Here is a 25,317-nt window from a genome sequence, read left to right as displayed (position 1 = left end):
TTGCGCCCGCGGTGCGCGCCGATCGTAACACCCGGCCGGCGCCGCCCGTGGGAAACCTCCGTGCGGCTCATGTGCCGGCCGGCGTTTAGGCCGACCGGGCGGCGGTAGAGGTAGCGCCGATGGAGCCGTCACAGTTGCTGCCCGCGCGTGAACAGATGGCGTTCACGCTCGGCTTCCACATCATCCTCGTGCCGTTCGGGCTGGCGTTCACGTTCCTGATGCTCGTCGCCGAGTGGCGGGGGCTGCGCCGCGGCGACCGGGACGCGCTGGTGCTGGCCCGGCGGTGGTCGCACGTGGCGGCGGTGCTCTTCGCGGTCGGCGCGGTCTCCGGCACCGTGCTCAGCTTCGAGCTCGGCCTGCTGTGGCCCAGGCTGATGGGGCGCTACGGGGCCGCGTTCGGCCTCCCGTTCGCGGTCGAGGGGCTGTTCTTCTTCCTCGAGGCGATCTTCGTCGCGGTGTACGTCTACGGCTGGGACCGCCTCCCCGGCTGGCGCCACTTCTGGACCGGGGTGCCGGTCGTCCTCGCCGGCATCGGCGGCACCCTCTCCGTGGTCGCCGCCAACTCGTGGATGAACCAGCCCGGCGGGTTCACCCTGCGCGACGGGCGGGTCGTCGCGGTACGCCCGCTGGAGGTCTTCTTCAACGGGGCGTTCTGGTACGAGAGCGTGCACATGCTGCTGGCCGGATACATGGTCGCCGGGTTCCTCACCGCGGCCGTGTACGCGCGCGGGCTGCGCCGGGCCGGCAACGACCGCATCGTGCGGCTGGGGCTGATGATCCCGCTGACCGTGGCCGCGATCGTCACCCCGGTGCAGATCTTCGTCGGGGACGTGGCGGCGCGGGAGGTGTTCCACCGGGAGCCGGCGAAGTTCGCCGCGATCGAGGCGTTGCCGACCACCGGCACGCACGTGCCCGAGGTCCTCGGCGGCGTCTACAGCCGCGGGCGGGTCCTCGGCGGCATCCCCGTGCCCAACGGGGCGTCGCTGCTGTCCGGGTACCGCGCCGACACCCGCATCCAGGGCCTCGACGCGATCCCCGAGCAGGTGCGGCCCACCGACCGGGAGGTGACGATCGTGCACCTCGCCTTCGACGTGATGGTCGGCGCCGGGATGTACCTGCTGGCCCTGTCGGCGTGGTTCGGCCTGGCCTGGTGGCGCCACCGCGGCCCGCCCGGCAGCCGCTGGTTCCCGCTCGCCACGATCGCCGGTGGCGTCCTCGCGGTCGTCGCCCTGGAGGCCGGGTGGGTGGTCACCGAGGTCGGCCGCCAGCCCTGGACCGTCGTCGGGCACCTGCTGACCCGGGATGCGGTCACGCGCTCCGGCAACGTGTGGTTCTTCTTCGCCGCCACGCTGGTGTTGTACGCCGCCGTCGCCGTCGCCACCGTGTACGTCCTGCGCGTGCTGCGTCGCCGCTGGCGTGACGGCGCCGTCGATGCGGCGGACGTCCCGTACGGCCCGCCCCGCGCCGGCGACGCGGCCCGTGCCGGGGAGGACCCGGCGGTGACCGACGGATGAGCACGTTCGCCGCGGCGGTGCTGTTCGCCGGCGTGCTCGCCTACGCCGTCCTGGGCGGTGCCGACTACGGCGCCGGGTTCTGGGACCTCACCGCCGGCGGTGCGGAGCGCGGACGCCGTCCACGGCAGCTCATCGACGCCGTCCTGGCCCCGGTCTGGGAGGCCAACCACGTCTGGCTGATCTTCTGCCTGGTGATGCTGTGGTCCGCCTTCCCGACGGCGTTCGCCGCGATCATGACCACGCTGTACATCCCGCTGGGCGTGGCCGGCCTCGGTGTCGTGCTGCGCGGCTCCGGTTTCGCGTTCCGCAAGGTCCTCGTCGTCACCGATCACCAGCGCGCCGCCGGCGCCGCGTTCGCCGTCTCCTCGGTCATCACCCCGTTCTGCTTCGGTACCGTCGCCGGCGGCATCGCTTCCGGCCGCGTCCCGTCCACCGGCGGCGGCGACCCGGTCGGCTCCTGGCTCAACCCGACGAGCGTGCTCGGCGGCGTCCTCGCGGTGCTGGCCTGCGCGTTTCTCGCCGCCGTGTTCCTCACCGCGGAGGCCCGGCGGCGCCGCGACGAGCCCCTGCGCCGCTGGTACGCCCGCCGCGCCCGCCTCGCCGCCCTGGTGACCGGCGCCGTCGCCCTGGCCGGCATCGCCGTGCTGCACGCCGACGCGCCACGGCTGTTGGACGGGCTGCTCACCCGCGGCCTGCCCCTCATGATCGTCTCCGCGCTGTGCGGGCTGGGCTCACTGACCCTGCTGCGCCACGCCTCGCCGCGCGCCGCCCAGGCGGCCGCGGTCGGCGCCGTCGGCACGGTGGTCGCCGGCTGGGGCGTGGCCCAGTACCCGTACCTGCTCGGCGACCACCTTCGCATCACCGAGGCCGCGGCGCCGACGCCGACGCTGGCGGCGCTGACGGTCGTGGCCGCGGCCGCCCTGCTGCTCGTGGTGCCGTCGATCGCCCTGCTCTTCGTCCTGCACCAGTCCGGCCGCCTCGACAGCCACTGACGCGGTGCCCCAGGGGCACGTCGGATCCGCGCCGGGAGCCCTACTGCGTCGTGTCGCCTTCGCCGGTGTGTTCCTTCGCCGCCTGGACGCCCTTGTGCACCTGGTCGGTGTACCGCTGATCGGTGCGCCGGTCGGCCTGCTCGCCGGCTTTGTCCAGCCCCTCGTCGACCTTGTTGTCGTGTTTGCCGAGGAATTCCTTCGCCTTGTCCACAATCTTGCTCACGGCTGACCCCTCCTGCCGTCAGTGGGATGTTCGACGTTTCGGCGATTGCTTTGGCCGCCCCTTCGACGGTAGCGCGCAAGGCCGGTCGGGCCGTGCTAGATCCGGAACGGCCTGATCTCGCGGGCGTTACGGGCGATTGACAGATCGTCGGATCGGCTGGTCGTGGGCACCTCGCTGTCGGTGGTCGTGGACCTCGCAGCGATCTTTGTTACAAGAAAGTTTCGCGAAGGTGTTGCTCGTCACGTGGTCCGAAGTCCAGACTCTATCGCTACCGAGCGAGCGCTCGGACGGTATCAAGATGCTACGGACGGAAGGGCGCGTCAATGGCGACGGAGACACACCAGGCCATCGCGGCCGAGGTGACGGCAGAGGCCACGTTCGCCGGGTGGCTGGACCGGTTCACGGCGGCACTGCAGGCCGCCGACGTTGCGGGAACTACCGCGCTGCTCGCCGACGACTGCTGGTGGCGTGACCTGCTGGCGCTCACCTGGGATCTGGGCACCTGCCGCGGCCGGGACAAGGTCGCGACGATGCTCGGCGACCACCTCGCGCCGGATTCGTTCGCGAACATCCGGATGACTACCGAGTTCGGTCCGAGGTACCAGGGTGGCGACAACGAGATCGTCGAAGGCTTCATCACCTTCGAGACCCCGCTCGGCTTCGGACGGGGAGCCGTCCGGCTCCTCCAGGAGGACGGCGACTGGGTCGCCTGGACCGTGATGACCGAGCTCGACGACCTGCGCGATCACGAGCGGGCGATCGGCGCGCACCGGTCCAGGGGGCCACGGCACAACTCCGCCGGCAGCGGCGGGCGCAACTGGCTCCAGAAGCGGCAGGAGCATGTGCGCTACGCCGGCTCCGACCCCGACGTGGTCGTCATCGGGGCCGGTCAGGGCGGTCTGAGCGTTGCCGCGAACCTGGGGCTCATGGGCGTTGACACGCTGATTCTCGAGAAGAGCGAACGGGTGGGCGACGGGTGGCGCAAGCGCTACCACTCGCTGGTCCTGCACGACCCGGTGTGGGCTGACCACCTTCCCTACATGCCCTATCCGGACTCATGGCCGGTGTACTGCCCCAAGGACAAGATCGCCGACTGGTTCGAGTCGTACGCCTCGGCGATGGAGCTCAACGTCTGGACGTCGGCCGAGATGACCTCGAGCGCCTACGACGAGGCGACCGGGCGGTGGACGCTGCGCGTCCGTACGCCGAACGGGGAGCGGGAGCTGCACCCGCGCGACGTCATCCTCGCGACGGGCGCCGCCGGCGAGCCGAACGTTCCCGCCGTCCCGGGGCGCGACCGGTTCGCGGGCACGAGCTACCACTCGAGCCAGCACAGTTCGGCCCAGAACTGGGCCGGGAAGAAGGCCGTCGTCGTCGGCGCTTGCAACAGCGGCCACGACATCGCGCAGGACCTCTACGAAGCCGGCGCGGACGTCACGCTGGTGCAGCGCTCGTCGACCCACATCATCAGCCAGGAGCACGGTATCCCGGCGATCTTCGGCAGCAACTTCGTCGAGGGCGGCCCGCCGACCAAGTACGCCGACCTGCTGGCCAGCGGCACACCGTGGCCGCTTGTCCTCGAGATGGCCAAGGAAGGCGTCAAGGAGACCGCGAGGAAGGACGCGGAGCTGCTCGCCGCGCTCGACGCGGTCGGCTTCAAGCGCAACGACGGGCCCGACGGCACCGGGCTGATGGGCTACGCGCTGGCGTACGGCGGCGGCTACTACATCAATGTGGGCTGCTCGCAGCTCATCGCCGACGGAAAGATCAAGCTCGCGCAAGGCTCCGGGCTCGCGGAGTTCACGCCCGAGGGCATCCGCCTCGAGGACGGCCGGACCCTAGAGGCCGATCTCGTTGTTCTCGCCACTGGCTACAAGAACATGCGCGAGACGGCCCGCCGGCTCTTCGGCGACGAGGTCGCCGACCGGCTTCCGCTCGTCCTCGGCATCGGCGCGGACGGCGAGATCGGCGGGCTCTACCGGCGCACGGGCCATCCGGCGTTCTGGTACATGGGCGGACCGCTCGCCTGGGTCCGCATCTACTCCAAGCACCTCGCTCTGCAGATCACCGCGAAGCACGCGGACCTCCAGACGCCCTGACGGTCGTCACGACGGCAGAGGGTGGCCCGGCACCGTTCGGGCCGCCTCGATGCCGCGCGCCCACCGCCCTGGGCCCGATCCACACCCCCGCTCCAGCAGAGGAGTACCAGTGAAGCGTAACCGTGGCGTGATCCTCCGGGCAGTCATCGCCGGAGGCGCATGCGCCAGCATCCTTCTTGCCGCCGCCTGTGGCAGTAACGACCCCGCCACCGGCAACAGCGGATCGAAGTCCAAGCTCGTCTACTTCATGGCCCCCAACACCACGCCGACCCGCTACATCCAGCAGGACGGCCCGGCGTTCGAGAAGGCGATCAAGGCGCTGGACCCGAGCGTCGAGGTCAAGTTCGTCAACGCGGGAGGTGACTCCAACCAGCAGCTCGCGCAGGCCAACGCGGCGATCGCCGCCGGCGCCAAGGCGCTGGTCGTCGTCGCCGCCGACCCGAACACCAGCGCCGGGCTGCTCCAGGCCGCCGCGCAGGCGAAGGTCCCGGTCATCGGGTACGAGAACCCGCCCGTCAAGGGCACGCTGTACGGCCAGGTGGTCTTCGACCCGGAGAAGGTCGGCGCCCAGCAAGCCAAGTACTTCGCCGAGCAGGTCGCCAGCGGCAAGCTCGGCGCCAAGCCGGTGAAGGTCGCCCGCCAGTACGGCAACAAGGGCGACGTGTACACGACCCAGATGCTCGCCGGGCAGAACAACGTCCTCGACCCGCTCATCAAGAGCGGCGACATCACGGTGGTCTGCGAGGACTACATCAAGGACTGGGCGCCGGACAACGCCACCAAGGCCACCGAGCAGTGCCTCACCAAGACGCAGAACAGCGTCGGCGCATTCCTCGGGTTCTACGACGGCATCACCGCCGGCATCATCGCCGCGCTCAAGGGCAAGAACCTCAAGATCCCCGTGTACGGCGGCCAGAACCCCGAGCTGACCGGCCTGCAGTACATGCTCACCGGCGACCAGCAGGACAACGTGCTCAAGGCGTTCAAGGTCGAGGCGGAGGCGGCGGCGAAGATCACGGTCGCGGCGATCAGCGGCCAGCAGCCCCCGGCCGACCTCGTCAAGGACACCATCGACAACGGTGCGATGAAGGTGCCCACGGCCAAGCTCGACGCGACGCTCATTCACCTCGAAGACGGCAAGGACCCCGGTGACGCGGTGCAGCAGGCCGTCGACCTCGGCATGTTCACGTGGCAGCAGATCTGCACGGGCCCGGCCGCGGCGACCGAGACCTGCAAGACCAGGAACAAGTAGCCCAATCCCATCGGCAGCGTGCGGTCGGCAGCCGCCGGCCGCCCGCGGAGGAAACCATGACCGCGGACAGCGAACCACAGCTCCCCGATCCGTCGCACGGCGGGTCGTCGCGTGGGACTCCCTTGCTCGAGCTCACGAAGGTCTCGAAGCACTTCGGTGGCGTACGCGCCCTGAACGAGGTCGACATGTCGGTGTACGCGGGCGAGGTTGTCGCTCTCGTCGGCGACAACGGCGCCGGAAAGTCCACATTGGTCAAAATCGTGTCCGGAGTGGAGTCTCCAGATACGGGCGAGATCCGGGTGCGTGGCGAGACCGCGCGCCTGGAGTCGCCGCGGGCCGCGGCGGAGGCCGGGATCCGTACCGTGTTCCAGGACCTGTCGCTGTGCGACAACCTCGACGCCGTGCAAAACCTCTTCCTCGGGCAGGAGCACTGCGGCCCGGTGTGGTCCGGGCGGCGGGTCCGTCGCCACCTCATGGAGGAGCAGGCCCAACGTGTGCTCGCGTCGCTCTCGGTCAAGCTCCGCTCGCTCACGACCCCGGTCGTCGCGCTCTCTGGCGGCCAGCGTCAGGGCATCGCGATCTGCCGCGCGCTCATCAGCGACCCTGCGGTGGTGATCCTCGACGAGCCAACCGCGGCCCTCGGCGTCTCACAACGCGGTGAGGTGCTCGACCTGATACACCGCCTGCGCGACCAGGGGCGGGGCGTGGTCGTGATCTCACACGACATGAAGGACGTGCGGCAGGTCGCCGACCGGGTCGTGGTCCTGCGGCTCGGCTCCAAGGTCGCCGAGTTCCGGCGCGGCGCCTACACACCGTCCGACCTGGTCAGCGCGATGACCGGCGCGGACGAGTCGACGAACGATTGAGGACGGAAGACCTGTGACCATCTCGACATCCTCCGCGGTCGGCTCACCGGCGGCCCGCCGCACCTCGGTCGGCCGGGCGATCGAGTCGGCGGCCCGCGCGCACCGGAGCATCCCGGTGCTCGTCGTCTTGGCGATCATCTGGGCCGTCTTCTACAGTCAGAATTCGGCGTACCTCAGCTTCCAGAACCTCACCAACCTCACCTTGCAGATCGTGACGACCGCGATTCTCGCCCTCGGCGTGGTCTTCGTCCTGCTCGTCGGCGAGATCGACCTGTCGTCCGCCGTGCTGTCCGGGGTCTGCGCCGCTGTGGCCGCCGGGCTGACCGTCAACAGCGGCCTGCCGCTGCCGGTCGGCATCGCGGCCGGGGTGGTCGCCGGCATGGCCGTCACGTTCGTCGAGGCCCAGGTGATCATGTTTGGCATACCGTCGCTCATCGTGACCCTGGGCGGGATGGTCATCCTTCAGGGACTCATCCTCGTCGTGCTGCCGCCCGAGTTTACGGTCAGCGTCGCGGGCACGCCGTTTGCCGAGATCGCGAGTACGACGGTACCGGCGGGTGCGAGCTACGCGCTGGCCGCGGCCGGGACGGTGGCGTTCGCGGCGTACCGGCTGTTCCAGCACCGGGAGCGGCTGTCCACGGGTACGTCGACCTCGGTGGTCGCGGTCGTCCTGCCCTCCGTGATCGTCGCCGCCGTCCTCTTCGGCGGAGTCTTCACGTTGACGCAGCAGCGAGGGATGCCGATGCCGCTGCTGATCCTTACGGCGATGCTGCTGATCGCGTGGTACGCCACGACACAGACCCGCTACGGCATCCACCTGTACGCGGTGGGTGGCGACCGCGAGGCGGCTCAGCGTGCCGGCATCCCGGTGCGTCGCATGGTGCTCTACTCGTTCCTCGTGCTCGGCGCGTGTGCGGCCGTCGCCGGAATGGTCGACGCGTCCCGCCAGCTGGGCGTATCGGTGACCTCCGGTTCCGGCCCGCTGATGCTGAACGCGATCGCCGCGGCCGTCGTGGGCGGCACGAGCCTCTTCGGTGGGCGCGGATCGATCTGGTCGGCACTGCTCGGCGCTCTGATCATCGGGTCGATCAACAACGGCGTCCAGCTGCTGGGTCTCTCCACGGAGGTGCAGTACTTCGCGACAGGGTCCGTCCTCATTGTCGCCGTCGCCATCGACGTGGTCCTCGCCCGCGGATCGCTCCTGCCCAGGCGGCGCTGAGCAGCGTTGCGCCGGCACGAGACGCACTGATCACGAAGGAAGGTCGACGATGACTGCCATCGAACCGAGTTGGCTGCCGGACCCGGCACGGGCCCGGGCAAGCCGGATCGTGCGGTTCGCGACGTGGCTCGACACGCAGCGCCGCGCGAGGCTCGACGACGTGACCGACTACCGCGCGCTGCACGCGTGGTCGGCCGCCAACCCCGGGGAGTTCTGGGCGGCGGTTGCCGACTTCTTCGACGTCGACTGGTCCACCCGGCCGCGTAGCGCGCTCGCCGAACGCCGGATGCCGGGCGCCGTCTGGTTCCCCGGCGGCACGCTCAATTTCGGACAGCATCTGCTGCGCGCCGGCGACGACGACCAGGAATCCGTGATCCTGGTCGCGGAGACCGGCGAGCGGTCGTCGATCACGTACGCCGCGCTGCGCGCGCAGGCCGCCGCCGTAGCCGGCCGCCTGCGCGCCCTCGGTGTCGAACCGGGCGACCGCGTCGCCGCGTACCTGCCGAACTGCATCGAAGGGGTCGTCGCGTTCGTGGCGACCGCGATGGTCGGCGCGGTGTGGGCGCAGACGGGCCTGGACTACGCGGCGCCCTCGGCCGCGGACCGGATGGCGCAGTTGTCACCCCGGGTGCTCATCGCCGGCTCGGGCTACCGGTACGGGGGGAAGGTGCACGACCGCCGCGGTGACGTGCGCGACCTGCGCGACCTGCTTCCCGGGCTGCGGCACACGATCACCGTCGAGACCGCGGGGGTCGCTCACCCGGCCGTCGGTCCTGGCGCCAGCACCTGGGCGGACGCGCTCGCCGCCGAGCCCGATCCGATCGGCGTGGTCGTGGGGTTCGACCATCCGCTCTGGGTCCTGTTCACGTCGGGTACGACCGGCAAACCCAAGGGCATCGTGCACGGGCACGGGGGAGTGCTGCTGGAGCAGCTGGTGTCGCCGGGCCTGCACATGGACCTGCACGGCCGCGACGTATTCTTCTGGTTCACCACGCCCAACTGGATGATGTGGAACGCCCAGGTCTGCGGGCTGCTCCACGGCGCGACCATCGTGCTGTACGATGGGCGGCCGACATCGCCGAGGACCGATGCGTTGTGGCGGCTGGTCGCCGATCTCGGCGTCACCGTGTTCGGCACGAGCCCGGGCTATCTCGAAGCCTCCGAGCGGGCGGGCCTCGAGCCGGGGAAGGACCTCGACCTCTCGGCGCTGCGGCTCGTCGGCGTGACGGGGTCAGTGCTGCCCGGCACTGCCAACACATGGTTCCGTGACCATGTCAGCGTGGACGTTCAGCTCGCATCGATGAGTGGAGGCACGGACATCGTCGGGATCTTCGTCGCCGCCGCACCCACGACCCCGGTGTACGACGGTGAGATCAGCGCCCCCGCGCTGGGCGCGGCGGTCCAGGTCTGGAACGCTGAGGGCGAGGAGGTCCCGGTCGGCACACCGGGAGAGATGGTGATCACCGAGCCGATGCCGTCGATGCCGTTGCGCTTCTGGGACGACCCCGACGGCCGGATACTGCGGGACACGTACTTCGACATGTTCCCCGGCGTGTGGCGCCACGGGGACCTGACCGCGATCACGGAGCGTGGCACCGTCGTGATCCTCGGGCGCTCGGACGCGACGATCAACCGACACGGGGTGCGGCTGGGCTCGGCGGAGATCTACGAGGCCCTCAGCGGCATGCCGCAGGTCGAGGACGCTCTTGTCGTGGGCGTCGAGGAACCGGACGGCGGATACTGGATGCCGCTCTTCGTCGTGCCGCACGGCGATCAGGACCCGGCCGACCTCGTCAGCCGGATTCGCCGGCGCATCGCCGAACGGGCCTCGCCCCGGCACGTGCCCGACGAGGTGATCCTGGTTGCCCAACTGCCGCACACGAAGACCGGCAAGCGTCTCGAGGTCCCGGTCAAACGCATCCTGCAAGGCGCTGACGCGGACCGCGTGGTCAACCGCGGCGCCGTCGACAACCCGGAGGCCCTCGACATGCTCATCAGCTCCGCACGGTCGAGGCGGCGTGAGCAGTGAACAGGCGAACCGAACACGAGGCCCCCGGATTCACGTTCAGCGAGGTGACGACCGAGCCGATGTCTGCCGACTCCAACTGGCGGGAGTACGGGCCCTTCGAATTCCCGCGCATTCTCGACGCCGCCCTGCAGGCGTTCCACGAACACGGCTACCACGGCACGACGACGCGTGACCTGGCGCGCCGGTCCGGCCTGTCCGTGCCCGGCGTGTACCACCACTACCCGTCCAAGCAGGACATCCTCATCGACCTCATGATGGTCATCATCGACGAGCTGTTGACCCGCAGCCGCCAGGCGCTGGAGACCGCGTCCCCCGACGCCCGTTCGCAGTTCGACGCGCTGGTCGAGTCGCTGCTGCGGTTCCACATGTACCGGCGCACGGGCGCCATGGTGTCGACGGCCGAGCTGCGCAGCCTCGAGCCGGGCAATCGGCAGCGTTACATCGCCAAACGGGACGAGCAGCAACGCATGCTCGACCGGGTGATCCTCGAAGGTGTGCGCAACGGCGACTTCTCCACGCCCTATCCGGAGCATGCGAGCCGGGCGATCGCCTCGCTGTGCGTAGGCGTCGCGTCGTGGTACCGGCCGGATGGCACGCTGCCGGTCGAAGCGCTCCTCGATCGCTACCTGACGATCGCGCGGTCGATCGTCGGGATCGGCGAAGGAACCTCCGGCGAGGCAGCCTCGATGACGACCGCCACCAAACCCTCGGCCGGACGGTCGACGGCGACCCGCCATGAGCCGGCGCGGTCCGCGATCGTCACCGGCGCGTCCCGCGGCATTGGACGCGGCATCGCGCTCGCGCTCGCCGCGCGTGGATGGCGGCTGACACTCGCGGCTCGCGATCCGGACCGCCTGGCCGCCGCGGCGGCCGAGGTCGAGGCGGCCGGAGCGTCGCATGTGGACTATGTCGACGTCGACCTCGCCACACCGGACGCGCCCGCAGCTCTCGTCACCGCGCACGCCGAGCGGCACGACTGCCTGGACGCCCTCGTGCTCGCGGCGGGCGTCGGCTCGGCCGCGCCGCTGGACGGATATCCGGTATCGCGTTACGACCAGCAGTTCGCGCTGAACACACGCGCCCCCTTCCTCATGATCAGCCAAGCGCTGCCGCTGCTGCGCGCCGCGGCGCAGCGGCGTCCGTCCAGCGGAGCGAAGGTCGTCGCCCTGGCGTCGATCGGCGGGGTGTACGCCGAACCGTCCCTCACCGTCTACGGGGCCGCGAAGGCGGCCCTGCTGGCCCTGTGCCGTGGGCTCAACGCCGAGGAGTCGGCCGGCGGCGTCACCGCGACGGCGATCGCGCCCGGGTACGTCGACACCGACATGAGCGCGTGGGTGCACGATGCGGTGCCGCCCGAGTCGATGATTCCGGTCGACGACGTCGTCGCCGCGGTGACCGCGCTGCTCGACATGTCGCCGCGCAGCGTGATCAACGAGATCGTGATCAGTCGGGCTGGAACAAGCGGATACCAGGCATGAGTCCCGACCCCTCCGTCCTCGACGTTCGCAGTGTGCGCAGGTTCCTCGAGAGCCAGGGCGTCCACGCGGCCGGACCGCTGACCAGCGAGCTGGTCAGCGGCGGAAAGTCCAACCTCACGTACGTCGTCACCGACGGCACGCACCGCTGGGTCGTCCGGCGGCCACCGATGTCCGGTCTCACCCAGTCAGCGCACGACGTCGCGCGGGAATGGCGGGTGACCCAGGCCCTGCAGTACAGCGCCGTCCCGGTGCCTCCGGCGGTCGCACTGTGCGAGGATCCGGCGGTCATCGGCGCGCCATTCGCGGTCACAGGTTTCGTACCGGGACAGGTCATGCGCACCCGCGCGCAGCTCGCCGCCTACACCTCCCACGAGCTCGAGTCCTGCGTCACGGAGCTCGTTCGGGTCCTGGCGGACCTGCACTCCGTCGACGTCGCCGAGGTCGGACTCGACGGCCTGGGCAGGCCCGACGGTTTCCTCGGGCGCCAGGTCCGCCTGTGGTGGCGACAGTGGAACGAGGTCAAGAGCCGGGACCTCGCCGACGCGACGCGCCTTCACGCGCACCTCCTCGCCGCACTTCCGAGCAGGTCGGTGCACATCGGCGTGGTCCATGGGGACTACCGGATCGACAACACGTTGGTGGACGGCTCGGACATCACGAAGGTGCTCGCGGTGGTCGACTGGGAGCTCGCGACCGTCGGCGACGTCCAGACGGACATCGCGCTGATGTGCGTCTACCGTCAACCACAGCTCGACTCGATCCTCGGGTTCGACGCAGCGTGGGCGAGCGACCGGCTGCCGGACGGTGACGCGATCGCCGAGGCGTACGCCCGCCGGCGTGATGTCGACCTGAACCACTGGCCGTTCTACCTGGCCCTGGCCAACTTCAAGCTGGCCGTCATCGCGCAGGGGATCAGCTACCGCGCTCGGCGGGGCGCGGCGGCCGATACGACCTCGGCGTTGGCCGAGCAGGCCGTTCCCGCGCTCCTCGCTGCCGGCCTCCGGGAACTGCCCACGTCATCCGGCGGCCCCGCTGCGGTGTGAGGATTTCACGCAAGCGTAGCGGATCGCGGCATACCGCCCGCGTTCAAGGTGCCGTCGCAACACCGCCCTTTCGATCACCATAGCCGATGGGCGCCCTGCGTGTGCTAATTCGTATTAGCGTCTTGACATCCTCCGATCGGAGCCGCAAAACTCATGGACCGTTCGTCTGATCGATTGATCGGACACTGACCAGGCCTGTGGCACGCGATCCACATGGGAGTTCCCGCCCCGGGCTCGAGTTCGCGTCAGTCACGTGAAAGGCAGCACATGCGCCGTCTGGTCTCCGCCCTTGCGACAACCGCCGCGTCCGTGGCGCTCGTCGTGACCGCCGCGCTCACCGCCCCGGCGGCGGTCGCCGAGGACGCCCCCGCCTTCGGCGCCCCGGACGCCATCGCCGCCGACTACTACGGCGCCCTGCTGCGGCACACGCGCTGGGTCGAGACGGTGTGGGACCCGGCGGCGGGCGCCTACCAGCTGACGGACTTCAACTTCGCCGTGGTCCTGGGCAACGCCGTCCTGCTCACGCACGGCGACTACGACGCCGACCTCGCGGGCGTGAGCAAGGACGTGCTGCGGGCCCACACGCTGGCCACGATCAAGAAGTTCGCCGCGGACAACCGGCTCGTCCGGGCGGACGGCACGTGGGGCAAGAGGCTCTTCTGGGACTCGACATTCGAGTCGTACTTCCTCGACGCCGGCCGGCTGATGTGGAACGACCTCGACGCGGTCACGCAGGCCAACCTCAAGACCATCGCGACGGGCCAGGCGAAGTACACCGCCGATCTGCACTTCGCGCAGGACCCGCTGTCGGGCAGCTGGGACGCGCGGTGGCCCGAGGGCGCCTACCAGGGCGACACGGCGCTGGAGGAGTCCGGCGTCTACACGCAGGCGTTGTCCCCGGGCGTGGCGTGGGCGCCCGACGACCCCGATGCGGGGCGCTGGAGCGAGCAGCTGAACACCTGGGCCCGCAACGCGGCCGGGCAGCCGACCGCGGACCGCAACAACCCGGCCCAGGTGGGCGGGGCGCCGATCTCGAGCAACGTGATGCACAACATCAGCGACACGTACCTCGTGGAGAACCACGGGACCTACGCGCCGCACTACCAGTCGGACATCTGGCGCTCGGGCGGCCGCAACTCCATCCAGTTCATCCTCAACGGCCGGCCCGTGCCCGAGGTCCTGCTGCACCAGCCGAACTCGGCCGAGCTGTGGAACTCGCTCCTGCTCGACATGTCGGCGCAGGGCGAGCCCTTCATGCCGATGGTGGCCGACCGTGAGTTCCTGTACGGCCGCGACGTGATCCCGCTGGCGTTCGTGGGTCAGGTCCTGCGCCGGCCCGAGGCGGTCACCGCCGAGCAGCACCTGGCCGCGGGCCTGGCCGCCTACCAGGCATACGCGCCGGTGAACCGGCTGACGAAGTTCTCCGGCGAGGCGAAGTACGAGCCCGAGGCGCGCGCGGAGATCGCGATCTCCTACCTGCTGCACGAGCACGCGGCCGGCTCGGCCGCCGGGCCCGTGCGGCCCCTGACCGACGCGCAGGCGTTCGCCGCGGCCGCGGGCGTGCGCGACTACGGCGCGAGCGCGGGGATCGTCATGCAGCAGAGCCCGAAGGCCTGGGCGGCCGCCCTCAGCAAGCCCGGATACGTCAAGTTCCCGTGGGTACCGGGCCAGGACTCGTGGCTGTTCCAGATCTCGGGCTCGACGCCGTACCTGTACCCGTCGACGAGCGCGAAGGTCGCCTCCCGCGACGTCACGACGTACGTCAAGCCGCGCGACGGGTTCGACGGCACGGCGTCGGTCTTCCAGGTCGGGTCCGGCTACGCGGGGCAGGCGACGCTGCCCACGGGCGCGGCGGTCTACGCCTCCACGGGCGCCGGAGCCGATGACGGCATCGTCTCGGTCCGCAACCTCGACATGGGCGGCGCGTTCGGGCTCGACGGCTCGCGGGACTACACGACGGCCGAGGGCACCACCACGGTCGCGCCGGTCGCCAAGATCCCCGCCGACCCGGCCGACGCGAAAGCCGCCCGCGTGGACGAGCTCACGTTCGACGCGCCCACCACCGCCCGGTACGTGCGCATGCTCGGTCAGCAGGGCAACGCAAAGTACGGCTACTCCATGTACGCGCTGCACGCGTACGGCCCCGGCGACGGCTCGGCGACACCCACCGACGTCGCGGCCGGCAAGCCGGCGACGGCGTCGAGCGAGGACACCGCGACCGGCTACCTGGCCGCCCGTGTCACCGACGGCAACCCGTCGACCCGCTGGGCCGTCTCGGTCGCCGAGCGCACCCGGCCGGACTCCTGGCTCCAGGTCGACCTGGGCGCCCCGACCAGGCTGGGATCGGTCCGCCTCGCCTGGGAGTCGGCCGCCGGCGCCCGCTACCTGGTCCAGGTCTCCGACGACGGGCAGACCTGGCGCACGGCGGCGGCCTACGGCAACGCTCCCGCGGACGTCAACGTCGCGCGCCTCGACACCCTGGACCTGACCCCGCCCGGGCAGACGGCACCGGCGCCGGTCACGGCACGCTACGTGCGGATGCAAGGCGTGCGAGGCAACGCGCAGTACGGCTACTCGCTGTACCACTTCCGGGCGTTCTCTCCCAACGGCACCGACGTCGCGGCCACGCGGCCGGTGACGGCCTCGAGCGCCGACACCGGGCTCCCCGCGAGCGCCGTCACCGACGGCAGCCCGACCACGCGCTGGGCCGTCGCGAAGGCCGACCGGCTCCGCGGCGACTCGTGGATCCAGGTCGACCTCGGCGCGGCCACCGCGGTGTCGCAGGTGCAGCTCGGCTGGGAGTCCGCGGCGGGGCAGGAGTACCTCGTCCAGACCTCGACGGACGGCGTCACCTGGCAGAACGTCGCGCGGCACCGGGAGACCGGCAACCGCGTGCTCGAGTCGCACGGCGGCTGGATCTCCGTCGAGAACAAGGGCGGCTTCGTCGTGCGCGGCTCCGACGCCCCGATCACCGTCTCCCGCGCGAGCGACACCCAGCAGGTGATCCGCCTCGCCGACGGCGGCCAGGGACCGCGCGTGATCGAGATGGTGCCGGGCGCCGCCGCCGCGACGGCCGCGCAGTCCGCGCGGCCCGAGCCGACGACGTCGAACCCCGCCACGCAGGCCGCGCTCGTCGACGGCTTCCTCGTCGTCTTCAACCTCTCCGGCGCCGGGGCCACCACCGCGGTCACGATCCCGCACGACGGGGGTGCCGTTGCGCTCTTCACCGGCACGCAGCGCGTCGGGGCGACGTCATCCGAGCTGGACGTGACGCTCCGCCCGGGATCGGCCGTCGTGCTCGCCCCGCGGGCCACCGCGGTGGTGCCGGGCAAGGGGACGGCTCCGGCCGGACTGACCGCCGTGGTCACCGACGGGCGCACCATCCAGGTCTCCTCCCACGGCACCGTCCGCTCGGTGCAGCTGCGCAACCTCGAGACCGGGCAGGTGCAGGGCGCGGGCCTGCCGCCGACGGGCAAGGTTCAGACGGTGTCGTACGCCTCCGCCCACCCGTACCCGGTCGCGGACCTCGCGCTCGGCGCCGAGACGTTCCCCGCATCGGTACTGCCGCAGGGCATGACGTCGCCGTCCCTCGCCGTCGACGGCGAAGCAGGCACGGCCTGGGTTCCGGGCCCGGCCGGGCGCATGGTCGTCGATCTGGGACGGTCCACCGCGCTCGGCACGGTCCGGCTGAGCTGGAACGGCGCCAAGGCGCCGGCGGCGACCGTGTCGGTCAGCGACGACGGCCTGACGTTCACGAACGTCGGCTCGGTCGCGGCGGGCACGCGGCTGGGCTCGGTCAGGCTGGGCGTCACGGCCCGGTACGTCGCCGTGACCACCACGTGGCACTCGGGCGACGCCGGGCTCAGCGCACTGGAGGTCGGCCCGGGCGCGTCGTGAACCCGCCCGGCCGCGGGGCTAGTCCTCGACGTCCGCCTGCCACAGGTCCGGGCCGAACACCTCGTACCGGATGTCGCGCGACGCCACGTCGCGCTCGATCAGGGCGCCGCGCACGTACCGCATGAACGGCAGGCCCGACTCCGCGGTGACGAGGTGCGACAGCATCCCGGCCATCGGCGCGACCCCGATGCCGGCGCTCGCGAACACGACCGGACGGCCGGAGTCGTCGAGCACGACGTCGCCGTACGGCGCCGACAGCGTCACCCGGTCGCCGACGTGCAGGTCCTGGCACATCAGCGTCGACACCTCGCCGCGGGGCCCGTCGTCGCCGTGGACGCCCTTCACCGAGAACTGGCGGTGGCGGCCGTCGTCGGCGTGGCTGAGGCTGTACTGGCGCGGCTGTCTGACGCCGTCGGGCATCGGCATCAGCGCGGTGACGTACTGGCCGGGCAGCGAATGGCGCACGAGCCGGTCGTCGACGCGGCGCACGACGAACGTGACGACGTCGTCGGTCTCCGGGATCCGCCGGGCGACCTCCCACGTCCGCCACACCGTTTTCGGCGTGAGGCCGTGCCCGCCGCACCCGGCGGCAGCTTCACCGCCGCCGGGTGATCGCGTCGTGCACCGGAGCTTGCCGCGGCCGGCCCGGCGGTGGCCGTTGTCATCACCGGGCCGGTCCGGCGCTCAGAGCTGGCCCGACGTTCCCGTCGACCAGACCGCCTGGTTGCCGGTGGTGTAGATGACGAGGTTGCCGTCGTCCTGCAGGGACAGGTGCGCGCCATAGCTGGTCCAGGTGCCGGACGCCCACACCCCGGTGCCGTCCGGCTTGTAGAGCACGAGGTTGCCGTCGCCCTGCATCACGAGGTGGTTGCCGCCGGCGCCGAAGGAGTGCGTGGACCACAGCAGGTGGTAGCCGGGTCCGTAGAGCACGAGGTTGCCGTCGTCCTGCAGCAGCAGGTGGTATCGGCTGTCCGGTGACCGCAGGAAGTACGTCATCGTGATCTGCTGGTTGGTGGTCATCCCGGTCAGGCCCGAGAAGTTGGTGGTGTTCAGGTGGCTGCCGGACAGGGTGGCGGCGACCGAACCGTCCGAACGCTGCAGCACCAGGGCGCCGGTGTTGCGGACGGTGAAGTAGACCGCCCCGCTCTGTGCGGTGTTCGAGGCCCACGCGACGCTGTTGTCGGCGCGGTACACCACGAGGTTGCCGTCGGACTGCATGGCGACCCGGTTGCCCGGCTGGCCGGCGGTGTTCGTGCTCCACCACGGGTACGGGCCGGGGCAGTTGTCCGGCTGCAGGAAGCCGCACGGGCTGGGGCCGTACTCGACGAGGTTGCCGTCCGGCTGCATCAGCACCCCGTAGCGGCCGTCGGCGGAGAGCATGTACCGGCCGCCCGACATGGTTGCCGGCGCGGTCAGCGCGACCGGGCCGATGTAGCCGGCCCCGGCGAACGCGCCGGGGTTGACAGTGGCGGCCGCGGCGGGCGAGGCGGTGCCCGCGACGAGGGCCAGCGCGGCGGCCGCCGCGATGAGGAGATGCCGGCGGAGTCTCTTCACGGTGGGAGATCCTTCCTGTGGGCCAGGCCGGCGGCGCGCAGCAGGAAGACGATTGGCAGTCGCACGGCGGCCGTCCTGGGTTGCCGGTCCGCCGCGTTCGGGCGGGCTCGGGTTCAAGGTAGGAATCGGCCCGGATCCCCGGCATCCGTGTCAGCACGTACTCCCCGGATACGTCGGATGCCCGACGCATCCGGGGAGCCGGTCAGAGGGCGGCGCGGACCGCCCCGGCGAAGGTCCAGAAGGCGGTCGTCGTCGTGTTGCGCCGGCCCGCGCGGGTGTTGGTGCCGAACATCGCCGTGCGCAGCGGCGTCGTCAGCTCGAGCTGGGCTCCCGCGCCGGACAGCGTGCGGTTGATGATGTTCGCCGGGTCGTTGCCGTCGAGCTCGCCGACCCCGCCCGCGTCGACCGCGGTGAAGCCGGCCGCGACGAGCTGGTTGCGCAGGGCCGTGCGGAGCGCGGCGTCGCCGCCGCCGACGAGGACGGCCTGGGTGCCCTCCGGGAAGCCCGCCTGGCTCGGCGTGCAGCCGTGCAGCGACACGGCGCGCGTGGCGCCGCCGCAGATCGAGCGGGCGTAGGGGTCGTCGCAGTGCGTCGAGGTGACGTGCAGGACCCCGTTGTTCGACGCGCGCAGGCCTTCGAACATCCAGAAGTCGAACAGCGCCCCGCCCGTCGCCGCCACCGTCGCGGGGTGGTAGCCGGCGATCGCGAGGCAGAGCTCCGATGTGCCGGGCTCGATCCCGCCGCCGTGCGGCGCCACGATCGCCGTGCCGGGCAGCGCGGGCGACGCGGCGGTCTCGCTGTCGTCGACGGCCGCGTGCCGCCGGAACCGCCGCCCCCAGTCGGTGCCCTCCACGAGCGCCGGATCGGCGTAGAGCGCGGTGTTGGACGGATACACATCCGCCGCCGCGGCCGCCGGAACCGAGAGCGCGGGCGCCGCCAGGGCCGCCCCACCGATCGCCGCGAGCACAGCCCGCCGTTGCATCCCCATGTGGCCGAGGCTACTGAATCCGCTCGGTTCCCGCTGTCCCGCGCCGAGGACGCCTCCGGCCCGGCGATCGGCGGCGAGCGCCCCGCGGCGGCATCGTCGCCGATGCCGCCCCAGGGCGCTCTGCGCAGCTCCCACTGCGTGTCGTTCGGCCGGGAGGCCGCGGCGTCAGGGCCCGGTGACGCGGGCCCGCCGGGGGCTCACGCGCGGGTCCAGCGCTGGTTCGTGGCGCCGGTGCACGTCCACAGCTGGACGGGCGTGTTGTTGGCGGTGCCCGCGCCGCTCACGTCGAGGCACAGCCCGGACTGCACGCCGGTGATGGTGCCGTCGGCGTTGACGTTCCACTGCTGGTTGGTCTGGCCGTTGCAGTCCCAGATCTCCACCTTGGTGCCGGGCGAGGTCTGGTTGTTGTACGCGTCCAGGCACTTGCCGAGCACCTGCAGCTGCTTGGAAGCGGTGAAGGTCCACTGCTGGTTGGTGCCGCCGTTGCAGTCCCAGATCACCAGCTGCACGCCGTTGGTCGTGCTGCCGTTGGGGTCGTCGAGGCAGCGGCCGGACCCTGTGCCCCGGATCGTCGTCGTGGAACCGCCGCCCGGATTGCCGGTGGTACCGCCCGCGACCCGGTACATCACCACGCCGTGCCCGGGCACGCTCGCGGTGATCGCGCCGCTGGTGGTGCTGGTCGCCCCGCTCCACAGGTCGGTCAGCGAGTAGGACGACGCGCCGGACTTGCCGATCGCGGCGGCCGTGGTGCTGATCGTCGCGGTGGCGGTGTTCTCGTTGAACAGCACCACGGACACGTCGCCGTTCGCGAGCGGCTTGGCCAGCACGTCGAGCCCGCCGGAGGAGCTCACCATCCGGCCCTGCTTGCCGGCCGGGTCCTGGTCGACCGCGATCACCGCCTTGTTGCCCAGGATCGACAGCGTCGTGGAGCTCGCGTTGACCAGGTTGTTGCCGGCCAGGAGCGGCGCGGCCATCTCGGCCCACAGGCTGAAGTGCGCGCGGTCCTCGGTGGCGGACATCCCGTTGCCGACCTCGAGCATGTCGGGGTCGTTCCACTGGCCGGGGCCGGCGTAGGCGGCGAGGCCCACGTTCTGGTGGAAGATGTTGAGCACGCTGCCGAAGTTGGCCTGGATGTCGCCGGTGGTGCGCCACAGGTTGCCGACGCCGGGCGCCCAGGTCCACGGCGCGTTGACGCCCCATTCGCAGATGCTGTAGACGATCGGGCGCCCGGTGGCCGCGAGCGCGTCACGCATCGCCGAGTAGCGGGCGATGTACTGCTGGGTCGTCGAACTGCCGTTGTTGAAGCAGTTGTCGTACTTGAGGTAGTCGACGCCCCAGGCCGCGAAGCTGCGCGCGTCCTGCGTCTCGTGCCCGAGGCTGCCCGGGTAGCCGGCGCAGGTCTGGGTCCCGGCGTCCTCGTAGATGCCGAGCTTCAGGCCCTTGCTGTGCACGTACGCCGCGGTGCCGGAGATCCCGTCGGGGAACTTGGCGTAGTCGGGCTGCAGGTTGCCGCTCGCGTCGCGGCTGTGCTGCATCCAGCAGTCGTCGATGTTCACGTACTGGTAGCCCGCCGCCGCCAGCCCGGACGACACGAGCTTGTCGGCGGTCTGCTTGACCAGGGCCTCCGAGACGTTGCAGCCGTACGCGTTCCAGTCGTTCCACCCCATCGGCGGGGTGAGCGCCAGGTTGTTGGCCAGCGCCTGGGCCGGTCCGGCCGTGCGCACACCGATGAACCACAGGGCGGCACCGGCCGCGAGCAGCAATGCCACCGCGCGGGCCGGCCAGAGCCGCTGTTGTACACGCATGATCTCTCCCTCGATCGAGTCGGCTCGGCTGCGCTACTGCAGGGATGCGTCGTCGAGGTAGAGACCGTCGGTGCCGGCGGCCGTCTCGACGTAGAGTGTGGCGCCGCTCAGCGTGCCCGTCCACGAAACCGTGGCGGTGCCGGTCAGCTGGGTCCAGCCGCCGGTGTTCACCGTGGCGGCCGGGGTGAGCTGCACGTAGCTGGTCGTGCCGTTCGCGGTCAGGGCGAGCGTCACCTTCGCGCTCGGGGTGCCGCTCTGCGCGCGGACCCACGCGCTGGTCGTGTAGCTCTTGCCGTTGGTGAGCTTCGACGTGACGTCCTGGGCCGGGCCGTTCCACGCCGCGGTGCGGCCGGTGATCTGCAGCGACTGGCTGCCGCCGTGGGCGACCGAAGCGGCCGCCAGGGTGCCGGCGCCGAAGACCGACCAGCCGCTGGTGCCGCTCTCCATGGTGCCGTTGGCGAGCAGGTTGCCGCCGCCGTTGTCACCGCCGCCGGTGCCGGTGAACTGCCACCAGTTGACGTTGAAGAGGTTGCCGGAGCCGCCGGTGTACTTGAAGTACAGGTCGTGGGTGCCGGTCGCGCCGCTCACCGGGCAGGTCACGGTGGTCCAGGTCTGCCAGCCGCCGGTACCGCCGACGGTGCAGGTGCCGACGAGGGTGCCGTTGAGGCTGTCCAGGTGCAGCTCGATGCGTCCGCCACTGTTCGCCGAGGCGACCCGGGCGCTGAACGACGTCGCGCCGGCGCCGAACGCGACGCCCTTGACCTTGATGTTGTCGCCGTTCTCGATCCAGCCGACGTTCATGCCGCCCTCGCTGGACGGCTCGGTCTCCACGCCGTTCTCCCAGGCGATGGTCTCGGCCTCCTGGCGGGTGTACGGGTTCAGCGTGCCCACCTGCGGCGCGCCCGTCGTGGTCATGTTCATCGTCGGGATCGTGCCGTCGGCGTTGTAGCTGAACTTCTCCACGGCCACCGAGCGGGTGTAGCCGCCGCCGCCGGGCAGGGCCCCGTTGTGGTAGAAGAAGTACGACCCGCCGTTGAAGTCGATGACGCCCGGGTGGTTCGTGAAACTTGCACCCTGGGTCGGCATGACGGTGCCGCGGAAGGTCCACGGCCCGGTGGGCGACGTGGCGGTCGAGTAGGCGATGTACTCCGAGCAGCACTTCGCGGCGAAGACGTTGTAGTACAGGCCGTTGCGCTTGTAGACCCAGGGGCCCTCCTCGAACAGCGTCGGGCGGCTGGTGTTGCCGGTGCGGGTGCCGAACCCGGCGGTGGTCAGCGGGATCTGGGCCGGGCTGCCGGAGGTCGAGATCATGTCGGCGTTGAGCTTCACGTACCACAGGTGAGGGTTGCCGTAGTACAGGTACGCCTGCCCGTCGTCGTCGATGAAGACCGTCGGGTCGATCTCGGAGTTCTGGATCAGCGGCCGGCCCAGGGCGTCGCGGAACGGGCCGGTGGGGTTGTCGGCGACGCCGACCCCGATGGCGTTGCTGCCGTTGGCCATGCGCACCGGCACGTACCAGTAGAACTTGCCGTTGCGGTACACGGTCTGCCCGGCCCACGCGTCCGAGCTCGCCCAGCTGAACGTGGACAGGCTCATCGGCGATCCGTGGTCGGTCCAGTTGACCATGTCGGCGGAGGACCAGACCCGCCATTCGCGCATGGTGAAGTACGTCGAGTTGTCCTCGTCGTGCCCGGTGTACAGGTAGACCCGGCCGTTGTAGACCAGCGGCGCGGGGTCGGCGGTGTAGATCGTCTGCACGATCGGGTTGTCGGCCCGGGCCGCGGCGGCCGGCATGAGTCCGGTCAGGCACAGCAGGCCGGCGGCCGCTACGAGCGCGCGCCGGATGGAAGCTTTCACGGAACGCTCCTGGGGTGATTTGTTATCGCTCACATAGCGCTTGGCGGGCGCGGATGAGCGTCGGGGCGGGATGTCAGGGAACCTTGCCAGAATCGCTCACAGCATTCAAGTGAGTCGCTGTCCGGAGCCGGTGCGACCATCCCCGGGGCAGTCGCATAACGCTTTTCGAAGCGCTCCTTCCAGAACTTTGCCGCGAAAGTGTTATGGAGGGAGCGCGTGAAAGGTCGGCGGACCGCAATCGCGCCAATTCGCGCGGCAATGGCGGTCAAGGCTTGAAAGCGCGGGCTCGATCTGGCAACCTCATCGATCTCGATGCCTGACGGCCGGACGCGTTGACGCACCGCTGTTAGCGCTAACAAACAGTGAAGTCCCTACCGCCAGAAGGACTTACCTCATGCCTGCCCTTCTCCATCGCAACGCGCCCGCAGTCACACGGCGCCGGTCCGCGACGGCCTTCGCCGCCGTGCTCGTGCTGGCCGCGGCGGCCGCCGTCGTGGTGCACATCGCCCCGGCCGCCGCCGCCACGGTCGACACGAGCGCCTGGTACACCCTCGTCAACCGCAACAGCGGCAAGGCCATCGACGTCTACAACTCGGCCACCAACGACGGCGCGCGCATCACCCAGTGGACCCGCAACAACGGCGCGAACCAGCAGTGGCAGTTCGTCGACTCCGGCGGCGGCTACTACCGCCTCAAGTCGCGCTCGTCGGGCAAGGTGCTCGACGTCTACAACCTCTCCACCGCCGACGGCGCGAGCATCGTGCAGTGGGCCGACGGCAACGGCACGAACCAGCAGTTCCGCCTCGCCGACTCCGACGGTGGTTACGTGCGGCTGCTCAACCGCAACTCCGGCAAGGCGGTCGAGGTGCAGAACGCGTCGACCACGGACGGCGGCAACATCGTGCAGTACAGCGACTGGGGCGGCGCCAACCAGCAGTGGCAGCTGGTGCGGGCCGACGGCGGGACCAGCCCGACGCCGAGCACCTCGGCGCCGGCCGGGCAGTTCACCAACCCGGTGGTCTGGCAGGACTTCGCCGACGGCGACATCATCCGTGTCGGCGACGCCTACTACTACTCCGCCTCGACCATGCACTACTCGCCGGGCGCGCCGATCCTGCGCTCCTACGACCTCGTGCACTGGGAGTACGCCGGGCACTCCGTGCCGAGCCTCGACTTCGACTCCAACGCCTACAACCTCAGCGGCGGCCGGGCCTACGTCAAGGGCATCTGGGCCTCGACGCTGAACTACCGTCCGAGCAACAGCACCTACTACTGGCTCGGCTGCGTGGAGTTCAACCGGACCTACGTCTACACCGCCTCGGCGGTCGACGGGACCTGGTCGAAGAAGGCCCGGATCAACTCCTGCTACTACGACGCCGGCATGCTCATCGACGACAACGACACCATGTACGTCGCCTACGGCAACAGCACCCTCAGCGTCGCGCAGCTGTCGGCGGACGGGACGAGCCAGGTCCGCTCGCAGCAGGTGTTCACCGCGCCGTCCGGCATCACGCTCGAGGGCTCACGGTTCTACAAGCGCAACGGGTACTACTACATCTGGGTCACCCGCCCCGCCAACGGGCAGTACGTGCTGCGCTCCTCCAGCCCGTGGGGCCCGTACGAGATGCGCCAGGTCCTGCTCAACACGCCCGGCCCCATCTCCGGCGGGGGCGTGCCGCACCAGGGCGGGCTCGTGCAGACCCAGAACGGCGACTGGTACTACATGGCGTTCACCGACGCCTACCCGGGCGGCCGGGTGCCGACGCTCGCGCCGATCACGTGGAGCGGCGACTGGCCGGTGCTGCAGACCGTCAACGGCGCGTGGGGCGTGAACTACCCGAGGCCGAACATCACGACCTCGAAGACCGTCAAGCCGATGGTCGGCACCGACACGTTCACCACCGCCGCGCTCGGCCCGCAGTGGGAGTGGAACCACAACCCGGACAACACCAGGTGGTCGTCCGGCAGCGGCCTGCGGCTGCAGACCGCGACCGTGACGAACGACCTGTACTCGGCCCGCAACACGCTGACCCAGCGCATCCAGGGCCCGTCCTCGACGGCGACCGTCGAGCTGGACTCCTCGGCGATGGCCGACGGGGACCGCTCCGGCCTGGCCATGCTGCGCGACTCCTCGGCCTGGATCGGTCTGCAGCGCGACAACGGGTCGACCCGCGTCACCATGGTGAACGGCTTGACCATGGACGGCAGCTGGAACACCACCGGCACGGGCTCGGTAGCGGCCTCGGCCGCCGTCACCGGCGGCCGGATCTGGCTGCGCGCCACCGCCGACATCCGGCCCGGCTCCGGGCGGCAGGCCCGGTTCTCCTACAGCACCGACGGCGTCAATTTCACCGCCCTCGGGCCGGCGTTCACGCTCAACAACGCCTGGCAGTTCTTCATGGGCTACCGCTACGCCGTCTTCAACTACGCCACCAGGTCGCTCGGTGGCGCCGTCACCGTGCGCTCGTTCACCCAGACCGCTTAGGAGTTTCCGTGCACAG

17 protein-coding genes are annotated in these 25,317 nt (G+C 70.7%); 11 read left to right on the top strand and 6 right to left on the bottom strand.

From position 1 onward, the window contains the following. Positions 1-119 precede the first annotated feature (119 nt). Complete coding sequence (locus ACQP2P_RS27665; protein ID WP_433605558.1) at positions 120-1,514, top strand: cytochrome ubiquinol oxidase subunit I; 1,395 nt, start codon at positions 120-122, stop codon at positions 1,512-1,514. Beyond that, a complete protein-coding gene (locus ACQP2P_RS27660; RefSeq protein WP_433605556.1) occupies positions 1,511-2,506 on the top strand; it encodes a cytochrome d ubiquinol oxidase subunit II in 996 nt (331 codons plus the stop codon). Before ACQP2P_RS27665 ends, ACQP2P_RS27660 begins: the two co-directional genes overlap by 4 nt. Positions 2,507-2,546: 40 nt before the next feature. On the opposite strand, the gene ACQP2P_RS27655 is transcribed toward ACQP2P_RS27660, so the two are convergent. Beyond that, a complete protein-coding gene (locus ACQP2P_RS27655) occupies positions 2,547-2,729 on the bottom strand; it encodes an antitoxin (protein ID WP_433605554.1) in 183 nt (60 codons plus the stop codon). A gap of 323 nt (positions 2,730-3,052) precedes the next feature. Here ACQP2P_RS27655 and ACQP2P_RS27650 point away from each other — a divergent pair, with 323 nt between their 5' ends. The 8 genes from ACQP2P_RS27650 (at position 3,053) to ACQP2P_RS27615 (ending at position 16,612) form a co-directional block, all read left to right on the top strand. Then, entirely contained in the window at positions 3,053-4,828 is a 1,776-nt protein-coding gene (locus ACQP2P_RS27650) for an NAD(P)-binding domain-containing protein (protein WP_433605552.1), read from the top strand. Positions 4,829-4,937: 109 nt separating this feature from the next. Next, the gene (locus ACQP2P_RS27645; protein WP_433605550.1) at positions 4,938-6,080 is read left to right on the top strand and encodes a substrate-binding domain-containing protein; all 1,143 of its coding nucleotides are present in this window, start codon (positions 4,938-4,940) and stop codon (positions 6,078-6,080) included. Between the two features lie 122 nt (positions 6,081-6,202). Beyond that, positions 6,203-6,946 carry an ATP-binding cassette domain-containing protein gene (locus ACQP2P_RS27640; RefSeq protein ID WP_433605548.1) on the top strand — a complete coding sequence of 248 codons (744 nt, stop codon included), beginning with the start codon at positions 6,203-6,205 and terminating at the stop codon, positions 6,944-6,946. A 13-nt stretch (positions 6,947-6,959) separates the two neighbouring features. Beyond that, complete coding sequence (locus ACQP2P_RS27635) at positions 6,960-8,165, top strand: sugar ABC transporter permease (RefSeq protein ID WP_433605546.1); 1,206 nt, start codon at positions 6,960-6,962, stop codon at positions 8,163-8,165. Positions 8,166-8,214: 49 nt separating this feature from the next. Beyond that, on the top strand, positions 8,215-10,194 hold the full coding sequence (locus ACQP2P_RS27630; RefSeq protein WP_433605544.1) for an acetoacetate--CoA ligase: 1,980 nt from the start codon (positions 8,215-8,217) through the stop codon (positions 10,192-10,194). Between the two features lie 44 nt (positions 10,195-10,238). After that, the gene (locus tag ACQP2P_RS27625) at positions 10,239-11,672 is read left to right on the top strand and encodes an SDR family NAD(P)-dependent oxidoreductase (RefSeq protein ID WP_433605542.1); all 1,434 of its coding nucleotides are present in this window, start codon (positions 10,239-10,241) and stop codon (positions 11,670-11,672) included. Positions 11,673-11,704: 32 nt separating this feature from the next. Next, the gene (locus ACQP2P_RS27620; RefSeq protein WP_433605540.1) at positions 11,705-12,715 is read left to right on the top strand and encodes a phosphotransferase family protein; all 1,011 of its coding nucleotides are present in this window, start codon (positions 11,705-11,707) and stop codon (positions 12,713-12,715) included. Positions 12,716-13,024: 309 nt separating this feature from the next. Continuing rightward, positions 13,025-16,612 carry a discoidin domain-containing protein gene (locus tag ACQP2P_RS27615; RefSeq protein WP_433605538.1) on the top strand — a complete coding sequence of 1,196 codons (3,588 nt, stop codon included), beginning with the start codon at positions 13,025-13,027 and terminating at the stop codon, positions 16,610-16,612. An 18-nt stretch (positions 16,613-16,630) separates the two neighbouring features. Here the strand turns inward: ACQP2P_RS27615 and ACQP2P_RS27610 are convergent, their stop codons facing one another. The 5 genes from ACQP2P_RS27610 to ACQP2P_RS27590 all read right to left on the bottom strand — a co-directional run bounded on the left by ACQP2P_RS27610 (position 16,631) and on the right by ACQP2P_RS27590 (position 22,816). Beyond that, on the bottom strand, positions 16,631-17,164 hold the full coding sequence (locus ACQP2P_RS27610) for an FAD-binding oxidoreductase (RefSeq protein ID WP_433605536.1): 534 nt from the start codon (positions 17,162-17,164) through the stop codon (positions 16,631-16,633). Between the two features lie 132 nt (positions 17,165-17,296). Continuing rightward, the gene (locus ACQP2P_RS27605) at positions 17,297-18,166 is read right to left on the bottom strand and encodes a hypothetical protein (RefSeq protein ID WP_433605534.1); all 870 of its coding nucleotides are present in this window, start codon (positions 18,164-18,166) and stop codon (positions 17,297-17,299) included. A gap of 202 nt (positions 18,167-18,368) precedes the next feature. Further along, complete coding sequence (locus ACQP2P_RS27600) at positions 18,369-19,154, bottom strand: poly-gamma-glutamate hydrolase family protein (RefSeq protein WP_433605532.1); 786 nt, start codon at positions 19,152-19,154, stop codon at positions 18,369-18,371. Positions 19,155-19,351: 197 nt separating this feature from the next. Next, positions 19,352-20,959 carry a glycoside hydrolase family 27 protein gene (locus tag ACQP2P_RS27595; protein ID WP_433605530.1) on the bottom strand — a complete coding sequence of 536 codons (1,608 nt, stop codon included), beginning with the start codon at positions 20,957-20,959 and terminating at the stop codon, positions 19,352-19,354. Positions 20,960-20,992: 33 nt separating this feature from the next. Beyond that, positions 20,993-22,816 carry a family 43 glycosylhydrolase gene (locus ACQP2P_RS27590; protein WP_433605528.1) on the bottom strand — a complete coding sequence of 608 codons (1,824 nt, stop codon included), beginning with the start codon at positions 22,814-22,816 and terminating at the stop codon, positions 20,993-20,995. A 394-nt stretch (positions 22,817-23,210) separates the two neighbouring features. Between ACQP2P_RS27590 and ACQP2P_RS27585 the strand changes: the two genes are divergently transcribed. Continuing rightward, positions 23,211-25,301, top strand: a complete 2,091-nt coding sequence (locus tag ACQP2P_RS27585; RefSeq protein WP_433605526.1) for a family 43 glycosylhydrolase — start codon at positions 23,211-23,213, stop codon at positions 25,299-25,301. Positions 25,302-25,317 lie beyond the last annotated feature (16 nt).

The organism is Dactylosporangium sp. CA-139114 (genome assembly GCF_050955725.1).
Taxonomy (GTDB): Bacteria; Actinomycetota; Actinomycetes; order Mycobacteriales; family Micromonosporaceae; genus Dactylosporangium.
Note: the sequence above shows the minus strand (reverse complement) of the source record. Positions and strands in the feature narration are given on the sequence as shown.

Excerpts from the sequence above, each read along its gene's own strand:
- ACQP2P_RS27585 (WP_433605526.1), top strand. The coding sequence starts at position 23,211 with ATGCCTGCCCTTCTCCATCGCAACGCGCCCGCAGTCACACGGCGCCGG.
- ACQP2P_RS27630 (WP_433605544.1), top strand. The coding sequence starts at position 8,215 with ATGACTGCCATCGAACCGAGTTGGCTGCCGGACCCGGCACGGGCCCGG.
- ACQP2P_RS27665 (WP_433605558.1), top strand. The coding sequence starts at position 120 with ATGGAGCCGTCACAGTTGCTGCCCGCGCGTGAACAGATGGCGTTCACG.
- ACQP2P_RS27650 (WP_433605552.1), top strand. The coding sequence starts at position 3,053 with ATGGCGACGGAGACACACCAGGCCATCGCGGCCGAGGTGACGGCAGAG.
- ACQP2P_RS27600 (WP_433605532.1), bottom strand. The coding sequence starts at position 19,154 with ATGGGGATGCAACGGCGGGCTGTGCTCGCGGCGATCGGTGGGGCGGCC.
- ACQP2P_RS27660 (WP_433605556.1), top strand. The coding sequence starts at position 1,511 with ATGAGCACGTTCGCCGCGGCGGTGCTGTTCGCCGGCGTGCTCGCCTAC.
- ACQP2P_RS27595 (WP_433605530.1), bottom strand. The coding sequence starts at position 20,959 with ATGCGTGTACAACAGCGGCTCTGGCCGGCCCGCGCGGTGGCATTGCTG.